The sequence below is a fragment of the Pseudomonas sp. GW822-FHT04C11 genome (assembly GCF_058800905.1).
Genome location: NZ_JBXAMS010000011.1, coordinates 163120 through 180151, shown reverse-complemented (window position 1 = coordinate 180151; position 17032 = coordinate 163120). Strand labels below are relative to the sequence as shown.

12 protein-coding genes are annotated in these 17032 nt (G+C 60.4%); all 12 read right to left on the bottom strand.

Going from position 1 to position 17032, the window contains the following annotated elements; translation table 11 throughout:
- Positions 1 to 4: 4 nt before the first annotated feature.
- The 12 genes from AC1RJ3_RS19135 to AC1RJ3_RS19080 all read right to left on the bottom strand — a co-directional run bounded on the left by AC1RJ3_RS19135 (position 5) and on the right by AC1RJ3_RS19080 (position 16908).
- Positions 5 to 964, bottom strand: coding sequence for an AAA family ATPase (locus tag AC1RJ3_RS19135; RefSeq protein WP_019690591.1), 960 nt, complete (start codon positions 962 to 964; stop codon positions 5 to 7).
- 280 nt (positions 965 to 1244) lie between these two features.
- Entirely contained in the window at positions 1245 to 2306 is a 1062-nt protein-coding gene (locus AC1RJ3_RS19130; protein WP_493079920.1) for an autotransporter domain-containing protein, read from the bottom strand.
- A 334-nt stretch (positions 2307 to 2640) separates the two neighbouring features.
- Positions 2641 to 3399, bottom strand: a complete 759-nt coding sequence (locus tag AC1RJ3_RS19125) for a PIG-L deacetylase family protein (RefSeq protein ID WP_493079918.1) — start codon at positions 3397 to 3399, stop codon at positions 2641 to 2643.
- Between the two features lie 176 nt (positions 3400 to 3575).
- A complete protein-coding gene (gene glgX, locus AC1RJ3_RS19120; protein WP_493079916.1) occupies positions 3576 to 5735 on the bottom strand; it encodes a glycogen debranching protein GlgX in 2160 nt (719 codons plus the stop codon).
- Between the two features lie 116 nt (positions 5736 to 5851).
- Complete coding sequence (locus AC1RJ3_RS19115; protein ID WP_493079914.1) at positions 5852 to 6154, bottom strand: DUF2934 domain-containing protein; 303 nt, start codon at positions 6152 to 6154, stop codon at positions 5852 to 5854.
- A gap of 21 nt (positions 6155 to 6175) precedes the next feature.
- The gene (locus AC1RJ3_RS19110; protein ID WP_493079912.1) at positions 6176 to 8962 is read right to left on the bottom strand and encodes a malto-oligosyltrehalose synthase; all 2787 of its coding nucleotides are present in this window, start codon (positions 8960 to 8962) and stop codon (positions 6176 to 6178) included.
- Positions 8959 to 11040 carry a 4-alpha-glucanotransferase gene (malQ, locus tag AC1RJ3_RS19105; protein ID WP_493079910.1) on the bottom strand — a complete coding sequence of 694 codons (2082 nt, stop codon included), beginning with the start codon at positions 11038 to 11040 and terminating at the stop codon, positions 8959 to 8961. Before malQ ends, AC1RJ3_RS19110 begins: the two co-directional genes overlap by 4 nt.
- Positions 11037 to 12842: a malto-oligosyltrehalose trehalohydrolase gene (gene treZ / locus AC1RJ3_RS19100; protein WP_493079908.1), complete on the bottom strand. Its 1806-nt coding sequence runs from the start codon at positions 12840 to 12842 to the stop codon at positions 11037 to 11039. The genes malQ and treZ overlap by 4 nt, the downstream gene beginning before the upstream one ends.
- 13 nt (positions 12843 to 12855) lie before the next feature.
- Positions 12856 to 14424, bottom strand: coding sequence for a glycogen synthase GlgA (gene glgA / locus AC1RJ3_RS19095; RefSeq protein ID WP_347929926.1), 1569 nt, complete (start codon positions 14422 to 14424; stop codon positions 12856 to 12858).
- A gap of 552 nt (positions 14425 to 14976) precedes the next feature.
- Positions 14977 to 15930, bottom strand: coding sequence for a D-2-hydroxyacid dehydrogenase family protein (locus AC1RJ3_RS19090; protein ID WP_493079906.1), 954 nt, complete (start codon positions 15928 to 15930; stop codon positions 14977 to 14979).
- Positions 15931 to 16030: 100 nt separating this feature from the next.
- Positions 16031 to 16465, bottom strand: coding sequence for a YqaA family protein (locus tag AC1RJ3_RS19085; protein ID WP_347929928.1), 435 nt, complete (start codon positions 16463 to 16465; stop codon positions 16031 to 16033).
- Positions 16465 to 16908, bottom strand: a complete 444-nt coding sequence (locus tag AC1RJ3_RS19080) for a DUF411 domain-containing protein (RefSeq protein WP_054597178.1) — start codon at positions 16906 to 16908, stop codon at positions 16465 to 16467. The genes AC1RJ3_RS19085 and AC1RJ3_RS19080 overlap by 1 nt, the downstream gene beginning before the upstream one ends.
- Positions 16909 to 17032 lie beyond the last annotated feature (124 nt).

Here is a 17032-nt window from a genome sequence, read left to right as displayed (position 1 = left end):
GAGGTCAAGCGACGGCAACGACGTCGAGAATCCGCTGGACCACACGGTCCTGGTCGATACCAGCGGCTTCGGCTTCGAAGGAAAGAATGATGCGATGGCGCAACACGTCGAACAGCACCGCTTGAATGTCTTCGGGGCTGACGAAGTCGCGACCGGCCAGCCAGGCGTGAGCGCGGGCGCAGCGGTCGAGGGCGATGGAGCCGCGTGGGCTGGCGCCATAGGCAATCCACTCGGACATTTCCGGGTCGAACTTGCCCGGCGTGCGGGTCGCCATGACCAACTGCACCAGGTATTCCTCCACGGCGTCGGCCATGTACAAACCAAGGATTTCCTTGCGCGCGGCAAATATCGCTTGCTGGCTGATCCGCCGCTCTGGCTTGGTTTCGCCGTGCAGCGCTTCACCGCGGGCCTGTTGCAGGATGCGCCGCTCGACGGCCGCGTCCGGGAAGCCGATTTTGACGTGCATCAGGAAACGGTCGAGCTGGGCTTCAGGCAGTGGGTAGGTGCCTTCCTGCTCGATCGGGTTCTGGGTCGCCATGACCAGAAACAGCGGCGACAGCTCATACGTACTGCGCCCGACGCTGACCTGCCGCTCGCCCATGGCTTCGAGCAAGGCCGACTGGACCTTGGCCGGTGCCCGGTTGATTTCGTCGGCCAGCACCAGGTTATGGAAGATCGGTCCCTGCTGGAACACGAAGCTGCCGGTTTCCGGACGGTAGATCTCGGTGCCGGTGATGTCGGCAGGCAGCAGGTCGGGGGTGAACTGGATGCGATGGAATTGTGCTTCGATACCTTCGGCAAGCTCTTTGATGGCCTTGGTCTTGGCCAGGCCAGGGGCGCCTTCGACCAGCATGTGGCCGTCAGCGAGCAGAGCGATGAGCAACCGCTCGATGAGTTTTTCCTGGCCGAGAATCTGCGTTGAAAGAAAGGTTCGCAGCGCAAGCAGCGCTTCACGATGTTCCATCGATGACTGTTCCTGGAGAGGGTGAGCAAAGGCGTTCGAATAACGCCAGGGCTGGGGGCGTTACTTTAATCCATCGCAGGGGGTGGAGACTAACGGCGATCAGGGATTTTTTGGGTTTTGTGGGTTGGTTTGGGGGATATTCAGGTTTTTTGCTGTGCAGAGCCTGAATCAGCGCTGTTTTGCGCGCGACCTGTGGGCGCATGGTTTGCCGGCGATGGGGATCTTACGGCTGCCATCGCTGGCAAACCGTGCGCCTACGGTTCGCAAATCTTCCTGACAGTCACCAACGCATCCGCACCCCGAGGCTGCCGATCAATCCATACAAGTCGTTGTTGACGCTCGCGCTGTTGTAATCGCCGCTGACATACAGGCTGACAGAGGGCGTGACCCTGGCCACCAGGCCCAGTCCCAGTTCAATCGAGGACGCGTTCCGGCTGCTGCTGAGCTTGTCGACCTGACCCAGGGTCACGGTGTCGGTAGTATTGACCGTATGCCAGAAGTTGGTACGAACATAGGGTTCGATCGGCAGGCCCTTGATGTCATAACTGCCTTTCAAGCTTGCACCGACCCTGCCGCTCCAGGACGTCAGGTCGGTGGATGAGGCATTGCCGCTACCGGCATACGGGGTGTCCAGACTAATACGCTGGTTGATCAATTCGGCCTGAGGTTCGATTACCCAGTTCTCGCTGATGCCGATGGGGAATCCGCCTTGCACCGAGAGGGTCATTGCGCTGCCCTCGGCAGCTTGGCGCTGGCCCTGATCATTGAGGCTGTAGCCATTGACCCGACCACCGCTGGCGGTCAAATCCACGTGCCAGCCGTTTGCGCCGGTCAGGCTCCAATAGGCGCCAAGATTGGGGCCTTGCACGTTGAGGGTGTTATTCGGGTCGACAATGGCAGAGCTGACCAGGCCATTGCCATTGCCCTGAAACTGGTTTGTACCGCCCATCAGGCCAACACGCTGAGTGCTGCCGCCGCTGCTTTGCAGGGTAATCAACGCCGGGCCCTTGAGTTCCGAACCGCTCATGCCGGAAAACGGTGAGCCGAGGACGTCGCGCTCTGCACTCCTGGCAGGCAGGCCATAAACCCGATCCCAGGCAGAAGGAGCGGCTTGCTCGACTGTCAGCAACTGGTTATCAAGACGGGGATTGCGGATGAAGCGGATACTGTTACTCGTATCAGGCGTCGGCAGGGCGAGCGCCGGGACATCTTGCTGATACCAGGGCATCGCCTCGTTCTCGGTGGGGGACGCCTGAACCTCCATGGATGTGCACAGCAACAACGAAGTGGAAACGGTGTACAGGGCGATTTTGATCTCGTGTTGGATGAGGGAGGTGTTCATGGAGGTCTACCTTGCAATCGCATGCCATGACTCTGTTTGGCGTCTCTCCTACCCAAATGAGGGGCGACCGATTTCATTGAGGCAAGACCCGACGGCCCGCTTCAGCGGGTTTTCGAGGCGTGCCCCAGGAGGTATTTCCGGGGGTAGTAACGTTTAGCTAAGAAGACCGTTGGCGTTGCGTCAAGAAATTGAACGATGAGTGGTATGAATAATTTAGACGTTGCAACTGACTGATTTTTGGCAATTATCTAAGTTGTTGTTTATTAGAGGGAGACGGATGCATCGGCTGAAAATCAGCATTTTGAGCGGGGCCAAGGCATCACTTCTTTCGCATTCACACAAAAACTATTTCATAGGGCTGACGCATCCGCTCCAGGAAAACCCTGGGTAGCTTCGGCGCGATGCCGATCTCCGGTTCACCGTTCAGCTGGCTGGCGTACGCATGGGTGGCGTGGCATTTGCGTGCGATGGTCCAGGTGTCGAGGCGAACCTTGCGGGCGCGGTGCCAGGGAATCAGCCCATGATCGCGTGCGGGCCAGTGCCAGGCCCAGACCGGCACTTCATTGAAACTCGCGCCCACCATGAGGGCGGCTTTTGCGCTGGCTCGACCTACCGTGTCATGGTCGATGATGCCGTCCTCGCTCCAGGTGCTGAACACCACATCACCCGGTCGCAGGTAGCGTGCGATGAATTGCGTCAATTGGAGTTCACGCTCGGCCAGCCCGTTGTCGGTGAAACCGCCGCGAATCCATTTCAGGCTATGCATGGGCAAACCGAGGCGACGCAGGGCTTCGACGCTTTCCTGTGGGCGGAACACACTCAGGCGCTTCTCCGACCACAGGTTCGAGCCTGGATGACCGGCGCTGCCATCGGTGATCGAGATCAATTGCAGGGGGTGGCCGAGGGTGGCGAACAACTGCAGCAGGCCACCGCAGGTCACGACTTCATCACCCGGATGTGGTGCGATCACCACCGCGCGAGCGCCGGCAGGGATAAGGGTAGAGGTGCTGGTGACGGGAATATTGTCCAGTTGCCGGGCAGTGTTCCAGATCTGCACAGGCAAGCTGCTGTCGACGAGGGTGCTGGATTTCATGGCGATACGTCCTTGTTCTGGTGTGCCGTCACACCAGGGCACAGCGCTCCAAACCCTGGGTGCTGCGAGCAGAGTATTGCTCATAGATCACCATTCGTCGCCCCGTCACCTCCCTGACGAGCGTTTTTTATGAAGTGGCTTGCTAAAGCACTGCTGATGAGGCGGGCAATTGCGTTTCAGTCTTGCTCCTCATGCTGCAACTCGAACAACAGCAACGAGCGTCCGGTTACCGAATATTGATGATTGAAGTCGAACCGCTCCTGGCCCTGAATCGAGGGTTGGTTGGTGTCAATCATGCAGGTCCAGAATCCGCCGTCAGGCACTTCCGGTAGCCGAAAATTGACAATGTCGTGATGCGCGTTAACCACCAGCAGCAAGGTAGCGTCGGCGCCTTTGCGACGGATTCCGGTTTCCTGGGCGCGTCCATCGAGCAACATGCCCAGGCATCGCCCGTGGCTATCCTGCCATTTCTCGGTGGACATTTCGCTGCCGTCGGGCGCCAGCCAGGTGACGTCCTTGACGCCAATATCCTCGTTGTAATTGCCCACCAGAAAACGTCCGCGCCGCAGAATCGGATAGGCCAGACGCAGCTTGATCAGGCGTTTGACGAATTTGAGCAAGGCCTTGCCGTCTTCGCTCAGGTCCCAGTTGACCCAGCCAATTTCGCTGTCCTGACAGTAGGCATTGTTGTTGCCGTATTGGGTTCGGGCAAATTCGTCACCGGCCACCAGCATCGGTGTGCCTTGGGCCAACAGCAGGGTGGCGAAGAAATTACGCAACTGCCGCTGGCGCAGCGCATTGATCTCGGGATCGACGGTGGGGCCCTCAACGCCGTGATTCCAGGACAGGTTGTGATTACTACCGTCCTGATTTTCTTCGTCGTTGGCTTCGTTGTGCTTTTCGTTGTAGGAGACCAGGTCATTCAAGGTGAAGCCGTCATGGGCGGTGACGAAGTTCATCGAGGCGTAGGGGCGGCGGCCGCGTTGATTGAACATCTCACCCGATGCCGTCATGCGGGCGGCGAAGTCGGCGAGCTGGCCGTCATCGCCTTTCCAGAAGGCGCGTACGGTGTCGCGGAAGCGGTCGTTCCACTCGACCCAGCCCGGCGGAAAGCGGCCGACCTGATAGCCACCAGGGCCAATGTCCCAAGGCTCGGCAATCAGTTTTACCTGGCGCAGAATCGGGTCCTGGCGGCAGGCAACGAGGAAGCTGTGACGCTCGTCGAAACCGTCGTGGTAACGCCCGAGGATGGTCGCCAGGTCGAAGCGGAAACCGTCGACGTGCATTTCCGAGGCCCAGTAACGCAGCGAATCGGTGACCATCTGCAGCACACAGGGATGGCTCAGGTCGAGGGTGTTGCCGGTACCGGAGTCGTTGATATAGAAGCGTTTGTCATCGGGCTTCAGTCGATAGTAGGAGACATTGTCGATGCCGCGCATCGACAGGGTCGGGCCCTGTTCGTTGCCCTCGGCGGTGTGGTTGTAGACCACGTCCAGAATCACTTCAAGATTGGCTTCGTGCAGATGTGCGACCATTTCCTTGAACTCGGCGATCTTGCCACTGGCCAGGTAACGCGGATCGGGGGCGAAGAAGGCGATGCTGTTGTAGCCCCAGTAATTGGTCATGCCCTTGTGCAACAGGTGCTGGTCATTGACGAAGGCGTGTATCGGCATCAGTTCCACCGACGACACGCCCAGTTTGCGGATGTGCTCCAACAGGTCATCGACCATCAACCCGGCGAAGGTCCCGCGCAGCGCTTGCGGGACGGACGGGTGACGCATGCTGATGCCGCGTACGTGAGCCTCATAAATGATCGTTCGATCCCACGGGACATTGACCCGATGGTCATGGCCCCAGGTGTGCGCCGGGTCGATGACCTTGCACTTGGGCACAAAGGGCGCACTGTCGCGCTCATCGAAACTGAGGTCGGCGTCGGGGTGGCCGATGGTGTAGCCGAACAAGGCTTCGGACCACTTCAATTTTCCCACCAACTGTTTGGCGTAGGGGTCGATCAGCAATTTGTGATGGTTGAAGCGGTGACCGTTTTGCGGGTCGTAAGGCCCATAAACCCGGTAGCCGTAGATCAGCCCCGGATGAGCGTCCGGCAAGTAGCCGTGAAAGATTTCGTCGGTGTATTCCGGCAGTTCGATACGTTCGAGCTCGACTTCGCCGGCATCGTCGAACAAACACAGTTCGACCTTGGTGGCGTTAGCCGAAAATATCGCGAAGTTGACCCCCAGACCATCCCAGGTTGCACCGAGCGGGAAGGGCAAGCCTTCACGGATTCGCGAGGCCTCGACGTGAGGTTCTGGCGCGGTCTTTTTTGGCGTGGTCATCATTGCTCCTGCAATTGGGCTTGGGTGATGGCGCCGGCATTGCTGGCCTCTCAAGGCCGCGCCATCCCCGAAGTGGCGAATCTGCTCGCCACGCGGTCAATCAGAGCCTGGTACTCTCAACCGGCTGGCTTACGCGGTGCTCGAGGCTTTTTTGCAGCCACAGGCTTATCGCCGGGTGGCGTTACGACCTTGGCGGTTGTAGCGGCTTTGGTTTTGGGCTTGGTCGTCGTGGGTTTGCTGGCTGCTGTTTTGCCGCTATTGGGTTTGGCGGTTCGGGCAGGCTTGGTCGGGGCCAGGGCTTCGGCTTCCGCCAGCTTGCACGCCATTTCCCAGTGGCGTGTCTCCTGGCCTTCGGGTTTCCCCTCGGACTCCCAGATCAGATAGGCAAATTCACGAATGCGTTTGTCATCGGTACTCATCGCAATGCTCCTGAGTTGAACTCAAGTCTGGATAAACAGATTGACCGGGAAATCTCCCAGCGCGGCGCTGATCAGCAATTCCTTGTGGTGTGTGACTGCACCTGTTGTAAAAAGTCCCTTCAGCTTTTCTTCGGCGGCGGTGAACGGCAGTTTGACCCGGGTGTCGCCCCAGAGCAGGGCAGGCACCTGCGGCGTGGCACTGCTTTCCAGCAGCGACGCAACCCGCACCGGCACCAGCACAATCGCCCGTTGGCCGTCGAGTTCACGGGCGAAAGCCAACACCCGCCCGGCCTGACTGCCCACCACCTGCAACGCTTGATAACGGCCCCGCTGAAACAGTTGCGGGTATCGCGCGCGTAACGCCAACGTGTGGGCGATCAACGCCTGCTTGATGCGCCCGTCACGCCAGGTGTGCAGCAACTGTCGAGTGTCCACCGGGGTGTGCAATGCCTGCTGGCGGACGCTGAAATCAACCGCTCGCCGATTGTCCGGATCCACCAGGCTGAAATCCCAGAACTCATTGCCCTGATACAGATCCGCAACCCCCGGCACCGTCATGCGCAGCAAGGTTTGCGCCAATCCATTGAGCGCACCGCCGCAGGCGATCGCTTGCGCAGCATCGGCGATGGCACTGCGTAAAGGCAGGCCTTCGGGGCTGAGCAGAAGGCGCTCGAGGAAGGCCCGCGTGGCCTGCTCATAAGGCTCGTTCGGTGCGCTCCAACTGCTCTGGAGTTTGGCTTCGCGCAGGGCTTTTTGCTGCCACTGCCGCAGTCGCTCGGTGTAGGCCGTCATCGACTGCGCGTCTTCGCAATGCAGCTCCAGCGGCCAACTGGCGAGCAAGGTCTGGTAGAGCAGCAGTTCGTCCGCGGGTGAGGGCATCGATGGATCGCAACGCAGGGCGCTGGCCCGTATTCGCCAGTCTTCGACCTGTTCGGCATACCAGGTGCTGCGCTCGCTGAGCAGCGCCAGGCGGGCGCGGCTGTCTTCACCGCGTTTGTGGTCATGGGTGGCGCTGGCCAGCAGCGTATCCGGGAATTCGTCGAGGCGCTGGCTGCACGCCGCGTGGAAGTCGGCGAGTGGGGCGCTGAACTGCTCGGTGTTGAAGCCGACATCGTTACGCGACAACAACACGCCTGAGCGATAGAGCGCGGTGTCTTCCACGGCTTTGGCGGCGGTCGGCGAGGTCAGTTGCTGAAAGCGCACGCAGGCGTGCTTGAGGATCTTGCGTTGACGGCCCACCGGGCGCTCGCGCCAGGGCTGCCCACCGAGCCACAGCGCCAGATAGTCGAGCACCGGCCAGTCGGCTTCGCCCAAGGTCTGGCGCGCGCCGTTCATCGCGTGCTGAAAAAACACCTGGTCTTGCGCCGAGCGCCCGCACGGGCCGATGTACGTTCGGTACACCGGGAAATGCACGATCAGTTCCTGCAATGCCCGACGAATCGCACCAAGGGTCAGGTCTCGGCTCATCAGGTCATCGCGAGCTACTTGCAGCAAGGCCTGCGCGACACTTTCGAAGTCGCCGGCCAGCGAACCGTTGAGAACTTGCTGGCGTGCCAGTTGTGCTTCCTCGATGAACGCTGCGGGCCGTTCGGTGTGTCGGCTCCACAGTTCGCCAAGGACTTGCTCGCCCTGCGGGTCGTGTTGCAGCAGCGACAACTGATTCATGAACTCATAGCCTGTGGTGCCATCGACCTGCCAATCGCGACGCAGCGTTTCACCGTCGCCGAGGATTTTTTCAATATAGATCGGTACGTGCCGCAACGGTGACAGGGCGTTCACCCTGCGCCTGAGTTTGCGGCAGTAACCCCGCGGGTCGGCGAGCCCGTCGATGTGGTCGATACGCAATCCGTCCACCAGTCCCTCGGCAATCAGCTCGAAAATTTTTGCATGGGTAGCTTCGAACACGGCCGGGCGTTCGACCCGCAGCCCGGCCAGTTCATTGATGTCGAAGAAGCGCCGCCAGTTGATGTCATCGGCCGCCGTGCGCCAACTGGCCAGGCGATAGCTTTGGCGTTCGAGCAGCTCGTGCAGACGGCTGAAACCTTCGGGTTGGCGGGAGTCATGGCGGCTGAGGTTGTGCTCGATACAGCGCAAGATCGCCGGGTCAGACGCCAATGTGATAAGCGCTTGTTGCAAGGGGCGCGCAAGGGAATGGGCATCGGTCTGGTAGTGCAGGGTGGTGAACTGATCGGCCAGTACCTTGAGTTGCAGTGCCCGTTCAACGTCGAGCGAGTCGTCAGGCTTGAGCAGTTCAGCGTAGTCGGTGGGGCAGATCGGAAAGTGGTGCTCATGGTGTTCGACATGGAAGCTGCCCCGTCCGGGATCGAAGTGCAGCGTCAGCGTGCCGTCCTGCAAGGCGCTGCCGTAATCGCTGCCCAGGAACGGCAGTAACAACTGGCCTTCGAGCAACGGGTCTGGCGAATGCCATTGAATGTCGAAAAACTCACCATAAGGACTCAGTCGCCCCCACTCCAGCAAGTCCAGCCACCAAGGATTGTCGGCACCACCGACGGCCATGTGGTTGGACACGATGTCCAGAATCAGCCCCATGTCCTGGGCGCGCAGCGCACTGACCAGTCGCCGCAGGGCTGCCTCGCCGCCGAGCTCGGGATTGACCCGGCTCGGGTCGACCACGTCATAGCCGTGCATCGACCCGGCCCGCGCACTCAACAGCGGCGAGGCATAGACGTGGCTGATACCTAAACCACAGAAATACGGCACCAGCGGCACGGCGTCATCCAGGGTGAATCCCTGATGAAACTGCAGGCGCAACGTTGCCCGTACCGAGAGGGTTTGCACCTCACTCATTGATCACGCTCGGCCGCCTGAAGGCGCGCGCAAGCAAGCAGTTCCAGCCGTCGTGCCGCATCCGTATCGTCCAGCAGCACATCGCTTTCATCGGCAAAGCGCCGACGCCAGTTCGGATGACTGTCGGTGGTGCCGGGGAGGTTGGCCTGTTCATCAATGCCCAGCGCATCTTCCAGCGGCAGCAACACCAAAGGGGCGCGGGTGTGACCCAGGAAGCGCACGCTGGCGTCGAGCACCTGGTCGGTCTCGTGGGTCTCCTCGCGGAAGTTTTGCGGGTCCTGACTCAAGGCCCGACGCAAACCTTCACGCTCGCGCTGACGGTGTTCGCGCCATTGTTGTTCACCGTGGCTGTCGACCAGCCCCAAGCGGACGCTCCATTCGATGTCGCGACCATGCCACCAACCGTTGAGCGTTGGCAGGTCGTGGGTGCTGGTGGTGGCGAGTGCGTTATCCGGCCAATCAAGAATCGGTTTGAAGTGTGCCCCGTGGTCCTGCTCGAACAGCAGTACGCGCATCCCCAGGATCGAGCGGGCGATGAGTTTGTCGCGCAGGCCATCGGGCACGGTGCCGAGGTCTTCGCCGAGCACGATCGCCTGATGTCGATGGGACTCCAGCGTCACCAGACGCAACAGGTCGTCCACTGGGTAATACAGATACGCGCCGTCACTCGGCGGCGCGCCGAGGGGGATCACCCACAGCCGCTGCAAACCCATGACATGGTCGATGCGCAGACCGCCGGTATGGGCAAAATTGGCCCGCAGCATTTCGATAAACGCGCGAAACCCATTACGTATCAACCCTTCGGGGGAAAACGCAGAAATCCCCCAACCTTGCCCCGTGCGGTTGAGAATGTCCGGGGGGGCGCCTACGGTGAGGGCCGCGAGTAATTCGTCCTGACGACTCCAGGCCTGGCTGCCACCGCCATCCGCACCGACCGCCAGGTCGGCGATCAAGCCGATGCCCATGCCACTGCTACGCGCAACGGTTTGTGCGCGTTGCAAGCTGCGGGCGATCAACCATTGGCAAAAGGCGTAGAAGCCGATGCGATCTGCATTTTTCTCGGCAAATACCGTCAGTTCGACACTGCGCGGATCGCGCCAGTGCTCAGGCCACTGGCGCCAATCGAGGCTTTCGCCAAGGGCGGCACAGGCCTCCTGGAGCGCCTCGAAACGGCAGTGGTTTTCCAGGGCCTCGCCACCGTCGTGACGAAAGCTGCTGAAGTCCGCGTGCAAGGGATGATCACCCTGGGAGAACCCTTCATACAGCGCTTGCAACAATTGCTGCTTGGCTTTGGCAGCGGCGGGCCAGTCAATCAGCGGTTGCTCTTCGAGGTGTTTGAACTCGTCGGCCAATTCAGTGGCGTCGATGGCCAGGCGCAGGGCGCGTTCGCCGAGAATTTCCTCAGGTGAGGCGTATAGGCTGTTGAGAAACAAACGGCTGGAAGGCGAGTAAGGGCTGTAGCGTTGTGTGTCGTTACTGAACATCGCGTGCAGTGGGCTGATCGCTAACGCATCGGCGCCGCGCTCACCGGCAACTCGGGCGAGGTTTTCCAGTGCCTGCAGATCGCCGAAGCCGCCGTCGCCGGGGCGTCGTAGTGAATACAATTGCACACTCAGGCCCCAGGCCCGGGGGATCGGGCTGTCAACGGCAGCGGCCACGCTATGGCACTGCAAGGGGGCGACCGCGAGTGTGAAGCGTTGGCCGGCGATGCGAACGTCCTGATAGCCGATCGGGATCAGCCCCGGCAGAACCGCTTCGTCATCTAGTCTGAGGTGGAGGATCGCGCCGTCTTCCAGATGAATCTCGCAGGGCGTTTCAGGGGCAAAGTGACGCGAGAGGTCGAGCCCGGCGCCGACGTCGACGGTCATCAGTGGCGGCAAGTGTTTGTTTTGTTGGTTCTGTTGCAGTTCTTGCAGGCTGGCGTCGATTTCCTGAGCACTGCCTGCCGGGTGGCCGAGCCCGGTGAGGATCGCTCGTAATGCCGCCGGAGCGACTTTTTGTGGCCGACCGTTGGCGTCGATCCAGTCAACCGCCAGGCCAGCCCGGCTGGCGAGGATTTCCAGTTGCGCATCGCTCATGGACGCTCTCCAGTGGTGGGTAGCAAAGGTGCCGCTGCCGTCAGACTGACCAGCGCGCAGTAGGGGGCGAGGGTGCCTTGTTGCAGGGCTTCGAAGGACCGCTGCGGGTACTCGAACAGCAACCGGGAATGGGCGTGTGATGAATGGGACACGGGCTCCGCGGTGAGGTTCAGGTCGATGCACAGCAGGCTGCCATCGCCCATATGCCAGCGCGCACTTATCGCCCCCGTTGCCAGCACCGTGGCGCCCAACGCGTGAGCACCGGGCAGGCGCGGGATGATTTCGCGATGACGGATCAGCAGCAACTGTCGATACAGCGTCAGGGTTGCTTGCTGTGTCAGCGGTTCAGATGAGGTCAGTGTCGGCCGCGAAGCGGTGAACGTGTGCAACGCATTCGGGTCGGGAATCTGCTCGCGAGTGTGCGGATCGGCAAAGGCGCTGAACGCCGCGAACTCATTGCGTCGACCTTCTCGCACCTGCCTGGCCAAGACTCCATGGTGGCTGGTGAAAAACAGAAACGGCTCGTCTGCGGCGTATTCGTCGCCCATGAACAGCAACGGGATCATCGGTGACAACAACAGAAGGACCGTCGCCGCATGCAACGCCTGAGGTGCAGTCAACTGGTGGAGACGCTCGCCAAAGGCACGGTTGCCGATCTGGTCATGGTTTTGCAGAAACAGCACGAAGGCGCTGGGCGGCAAATGTCCGCTGGGTTCGCCGCGGGCACGGCCATGGCGATTGGTATGGCCCTGATAGGCGAAGCCCTGGCTCAGGCAGCGCGCCAGTTTTTCGCTGGGGCGCTCGGCAAAGTCAGCGTAATAGGCCTCGGTTTCTCCGGTTAGCAAGACGTGCAGCGCGTTGTGCCCATCGTCGTTCCACTGCGCGTCGAAGCCTTGCTCCAGCAGGCTGGCCTGGTTGTGCTCGTTTTCCAGGGTGAGCCAGACATGACGGGGTGGGTCGATGTGCTCGCGCACCGTCGCCGCCAGTTCCTGAAGGAAATCCGGATCTTCGATGGCGTGTACCGCATCCAGACGCAAACCGTCGAAACGGTACTCAAGGAGCCACATCAGCGCGTTGTCGATAAAGAAGTCGCGCACCTCACGACGACGGAAATCAATGGCCGCGCCCCAAGGCGTGTGCAGGTCTTCGCGGAAAAAGCCCTTGGCATAATGATGCAGGTAATTGCCGTCAGGGCCGAAATGGTTGTAAACCACGTCGATGATCACCGCCAGACCCAGACCGTGGGCGCTATCGATCAGGTGCTTGAGCGCATCAGGCGTGCCATATGATGACTGGGGCGCGTAGGGCAGCACGCCGTCATAGCCCCAGTTACGCTCGCCGGGAAACTGCGCCAGGGGCATCAGTTCGATCGCGGTAACGCCCAGTTCGGCCAGCCGTGGCAGGTGCTTTTCGACTTCGGCAAAACCGCCCAACACCCCCACATGCAATTCGTAGATCACCGCTTCATGCCAGGGGCGGCCTTGCCACAAGAGGTGCTGCCAACGGTAAGCGTGGGGGTCAACCACCACACTGGGTGACGCAAGACCGCCGGCTTGCGCCCGGGACGCGGGGTCCGGTACGTCGCGTTCGCCATCGATGTTGTAGCGATAGCGAGTTCCGGCCGGGCAGCGGGTCTCAATCACGAACCAGCCGTCCGCCTGGGGCAACATCGGCAGTGATTGCCCGCCTTCAAGCTCGACACTCACATAAAACGCGTCTGGCGCCCACAGGGCGAAACGGGTGTGTTCGGCATCCAGCATGACGGCGCCGTGGGGCCAGGTTTCCGGAGTCCGTAACGGCATTCAAGAATCCCTCTCACTGCTTGACCGACTGACCCAACGCCTTGGCGACCAGTTGTTCATAGAGTTCAGCGTAGGGTTCGACCGCTTTGCACCAATTGAATGGCGCGGCCATGGCCCGGCAACGCATCGCGTTCAACAGGGGCGGGTGGGCGAACACCTTGAACGCCCGGCTCAAGGCTTCTTCGTAGCTGGCAACCGTCGACTCGTCGAAGAGAAAACCGGTGACGCCATTGTCGATGGTGTCGGCCAGACCGCCGGTGTTGCGCGCGACCGGCAACGAGCCGAAACGCTGCGCATACATCTGGCTCAAGCCGCACGGTTCATAGCGTGAAGGCATCAACAGGAAATCACTGCCGGCGAACATCCGTCGCGCATCGGTTTCGTTAAACCCGATGCGTACACCGATCTGCCCCGGAAAACGCAGGGCGAGGGCGCGCATGGCTTGTTCTTCTTCCGGCTCGCCCCGGCCGATGATCGCGATTTGCCCACCCGAAGAGACGATGAACTCGGACACGGCTTCAGTCAGGTCCAGGCCTTTTTGGTAGACCAGTCGCGAAACCACGGCGAACAGCGGACCCTTGGAGTCCTTCAGGCCGAACAGTTTGCGTACGTGAGCGGCATTCACCGCTTTGCCGTCCCAGTCGCCGATGCTGAACGGGCAAAACAGGTGGGGATCGGTCGCCGCATCCCAGCTTTCGTCGATGCCATTCGGGATGCCGCTGAGCAGGCCTTGCTGGGTCTTGCTGGCGAGGAAGCCATCAAGACCGCAGCCGAAGGCCGGAGTAGTAATTTCCTGGGCGTAGGTCGCGCTGACGGTGGTGATATGACTCGAATAGGCCATGCCTGCCTTGAGAAACGACAGTTTGCCGTAGAACTCCATGCCTTCCTGTTGCAGGGCATGTTCGGGAATACCCAGCTCGGGGCAAGACGCGAGGCTGACCACGCCTTGGTAAGCCAGGTTATGAATGGTGAACAGGGTCGGCGTGCGCTGACCACGCCAGTGCATGTAGGCCGGGGCCAGGCCGGCGGGCCAGTCATGGGCGTGCACCAGATCCGGGCGCCAGTGAATGTGTGCCAGGTTGGCGGCGAGGTCGGCGGCAGCCAGGCCCAGGCGGGCAAAACGGATGTGGTTGTCCGGCCAGTCGCGGCCATTGTTGGCGCCGTAGGGCGAGCCCTCGCGTTCGTACAGTTCGGGGCAGATCAGGACGTAGATGACCAGCCCGTCCGGCATGTCCATGCGGCCGATCTTGCAGGGGGGCAATGCGGCGTGTCCGCCCAGTTCGCCGATGATATGGATCGGGTTTTCGCTGTGCATCACTTGCGGATAACCGGGAATCAGTACCCGGACATCGTGCAGATGGGCCATGGCTCGGGGCAATGCGGCAGAAACGTCACCCAGGCCACCGGTTTTCACCAGGTCGGCGATTTCCGAGGTGACAAACAACACTTTCTTCTTGTTTGGATTCTGACGTGGAGCGGGCAGTACCGTTTTTGCACCCGGGGCAAGAACCGACATCGAGGTCGGCTCGCCGATTTGCTGGTGAGAACGCTCTCCCTGGATTTCTAAAGCGGCACCGTTCATGTGTTTCTCCCGTTTTATTGATCTGTTTCAGGCATCTCACCCCATGATGCAGGCGGCCAGTTCCTGTGGCCGGGCGCAAAAGCGCTACGCAAGGAGCAGCAAACGCTGGTCGATGCGCTGAATCTCAAAGGCTGTAGTGGTCGTTGCAAGGATTGCACCAGTCGCTGCGGCCCCACCTTTAACCTGACCTGTTGCTTCGGCAGAAAGTTTCGATTTTTTCCCCACAAAATGACCGGCCGGTTTCCAGTCACGAAATGGAGTCTAGGTCAGAACTTAGAGCGGGGTGTGTGACGTTTTAAAATTGTTCGACAATCGGTCTGACGTCAGGATTTCCGCGCTCAATCAGCCGCGCCCGCACCGACGAAGTGCAGGTTCTTTCGTCGCCGAAGCACAAAAAAGGGGAGAGAGTTGCCAGAGAGTGGGGCGTGATAAAGCGCCGTTCGCACCCTATTGGTGCGAACATCTTGCAGAAGCAGACACCACCAACCCTGTAGCAGCTGCCGAACGCAGGCTACGCCAGCTGCTACAGAGTGTGTGTCAGGACGGTGTGGCCTAATTCAACAGCCGGATCGAATGGCCGGTTGTCCAGGCTTGAATATCTTCAATCATCTGTGAAAAGAACAGCCGGTAGTTTTGCTCACTGACATAGCCGACATGCGGCGTGGCCAGTACGTTGGGCAATGTCCGAAACGGATGGTCGGCGGCTAATGGCTCGCGCTCGAAGACATCCAGTGCTGCGCCCTTCAAACGGTTCTGTTCAAGGGCCTGGATCAATGCGGCTTCATCGACGATCGGTCCGCGCGCGGTATTGATCAGCAACGCTGATGGTTTCATCCAGCCGAGTGCCTGCTCATCGACCAGGCCCCGGCTGCGCTCGCTGAGCACCAGGTGGATTGACAGCACATCGGCTTGCTCGAACAGCTCGCGCTTGCTGACAAAAGTAACCCCGGCTTCGGCTGCGCGCTCGGCGGTGAGGTTTTCGCTCCAGGCGATAACGCGCATTCCGAACACCTGACCGAACTCGGCGATCCGTTTGCCAATGCTGCCCAGGCCCAGAATACCCAGGGTCTTGCCGTACAGGTCGCCACCCAGGCCTTGTTGCCAGTGACCGGCACGCAGGGCGTTGGCTTCTGCAAGCAGATTGCGGGTCAGGGCCATGATCAGTGTCCAGGTCAATTCGGGCGCCGCCTGTTTGTAGCTGTCGGTCCCGCAAACCTGAATCCCCAACGCCGCGGCGGCCTTGAGGTCGATGGCGGCATTGCGCATGCCTCCGGTGACCAGCAATTTGAGTTTGGGCAGGCTACGCAGGAGTGCTTCGTCGAACAGCGTGCGCTCGCGCATCACGCAAATCACCTCGAAGGACTGCAATCGGTCGCTCAGTGTGGCGTGGTCGGCAGGGTAGTCATGCAAAAAGCTGACTTTGCCGATACCGTCCAGCACCGACCAATCCACCACATGACGGGCTACGCCCTGCCAGTCATCGATCACCGCAATCTGCACAGTCATGAGCATTGTCTCTTCAAAGGGGGGGACGTGGATTTAACCGTTGGCTGAGGCTGTAACGTCGCGATTATGGCGACATTAACAACGTGGCAGCACCAGGGGCTCAAGGCATCCAGCCCAGTGTCGCCAGCGCCAGCACACCATAACGCGCGCCTTTGGCGAAGGTCACGATCAGCAAAAAACGCCCCACGGGTTCTCGCATCACGCCGGCCACCAGTGTCAGCGGGTCGCCAATGATCGGCACCCAGCTCAGCAGCAGTGACCAATGGCCATAACGTTGATAGTGAGTGCGGGCTTTTTCCAGATGAGCAGGGCTGACCGGAAACCAGCGACGCTCCCTGAAGCGCTCGACGCTGCGTCCCAGCCACCAGTTCAGCAACGAACCCAGCACGTTGCCGAGCGTGGCGACGGCGAGCAGCCACCACAATCCATGCTTGCCGTTGAGCAGCAATCCCACCAGCACGGCCTCGGACTGCAACGGTAACAACGTCGCGGCACCGAATGCCGCGATGAACAGCCCGAGATAGCCAGCGAGCATTACCGGGCCGGGTAGTCGGCGATCACTTTATCGGTGCCATTTTTAGTCAACCCAATGACCTGATAAGCATCGGCCATGCCGTCCATTTCCATGCCTGGCGAGCCCATGGGCATACCCGGCGCAGCCGCGCCAAGCAGGTCGGATTGACTCAACGCCAGTACCTGTTCGGCGGGGACATGGCCTTCGACGAATTTGCCGTTGATCACCGCGGTGTGGCACGACGCCAGTCGCGGCGGGACGCCGAGGCGCTGCTTGACTTCGCTCATGTTGGTTTCAACGTGATCGTTGACCTTGAAGCCATTGGCTTCAAGGTGCGCGATCCACTTTTTGCAGCAACCGCAATTGGCATCGCGGTGGACATCAATCGGAATCAGCTCGGCGGCCTGGGCCAGGGAGCTGATGAACAGGGCGCCAAGGGCGGCCAGACGCAGCGTGGTTTTCATCGGTTATCTCTCGTTGATCATTTCACGCCGCGCATTTTGACCGTTTTCGCCGATGAAAAAGAGTGCTTATGTTTCAAAGTTATTCATGGATATCCCTTGAAGGTTATGCCCACGCGAAACGCGC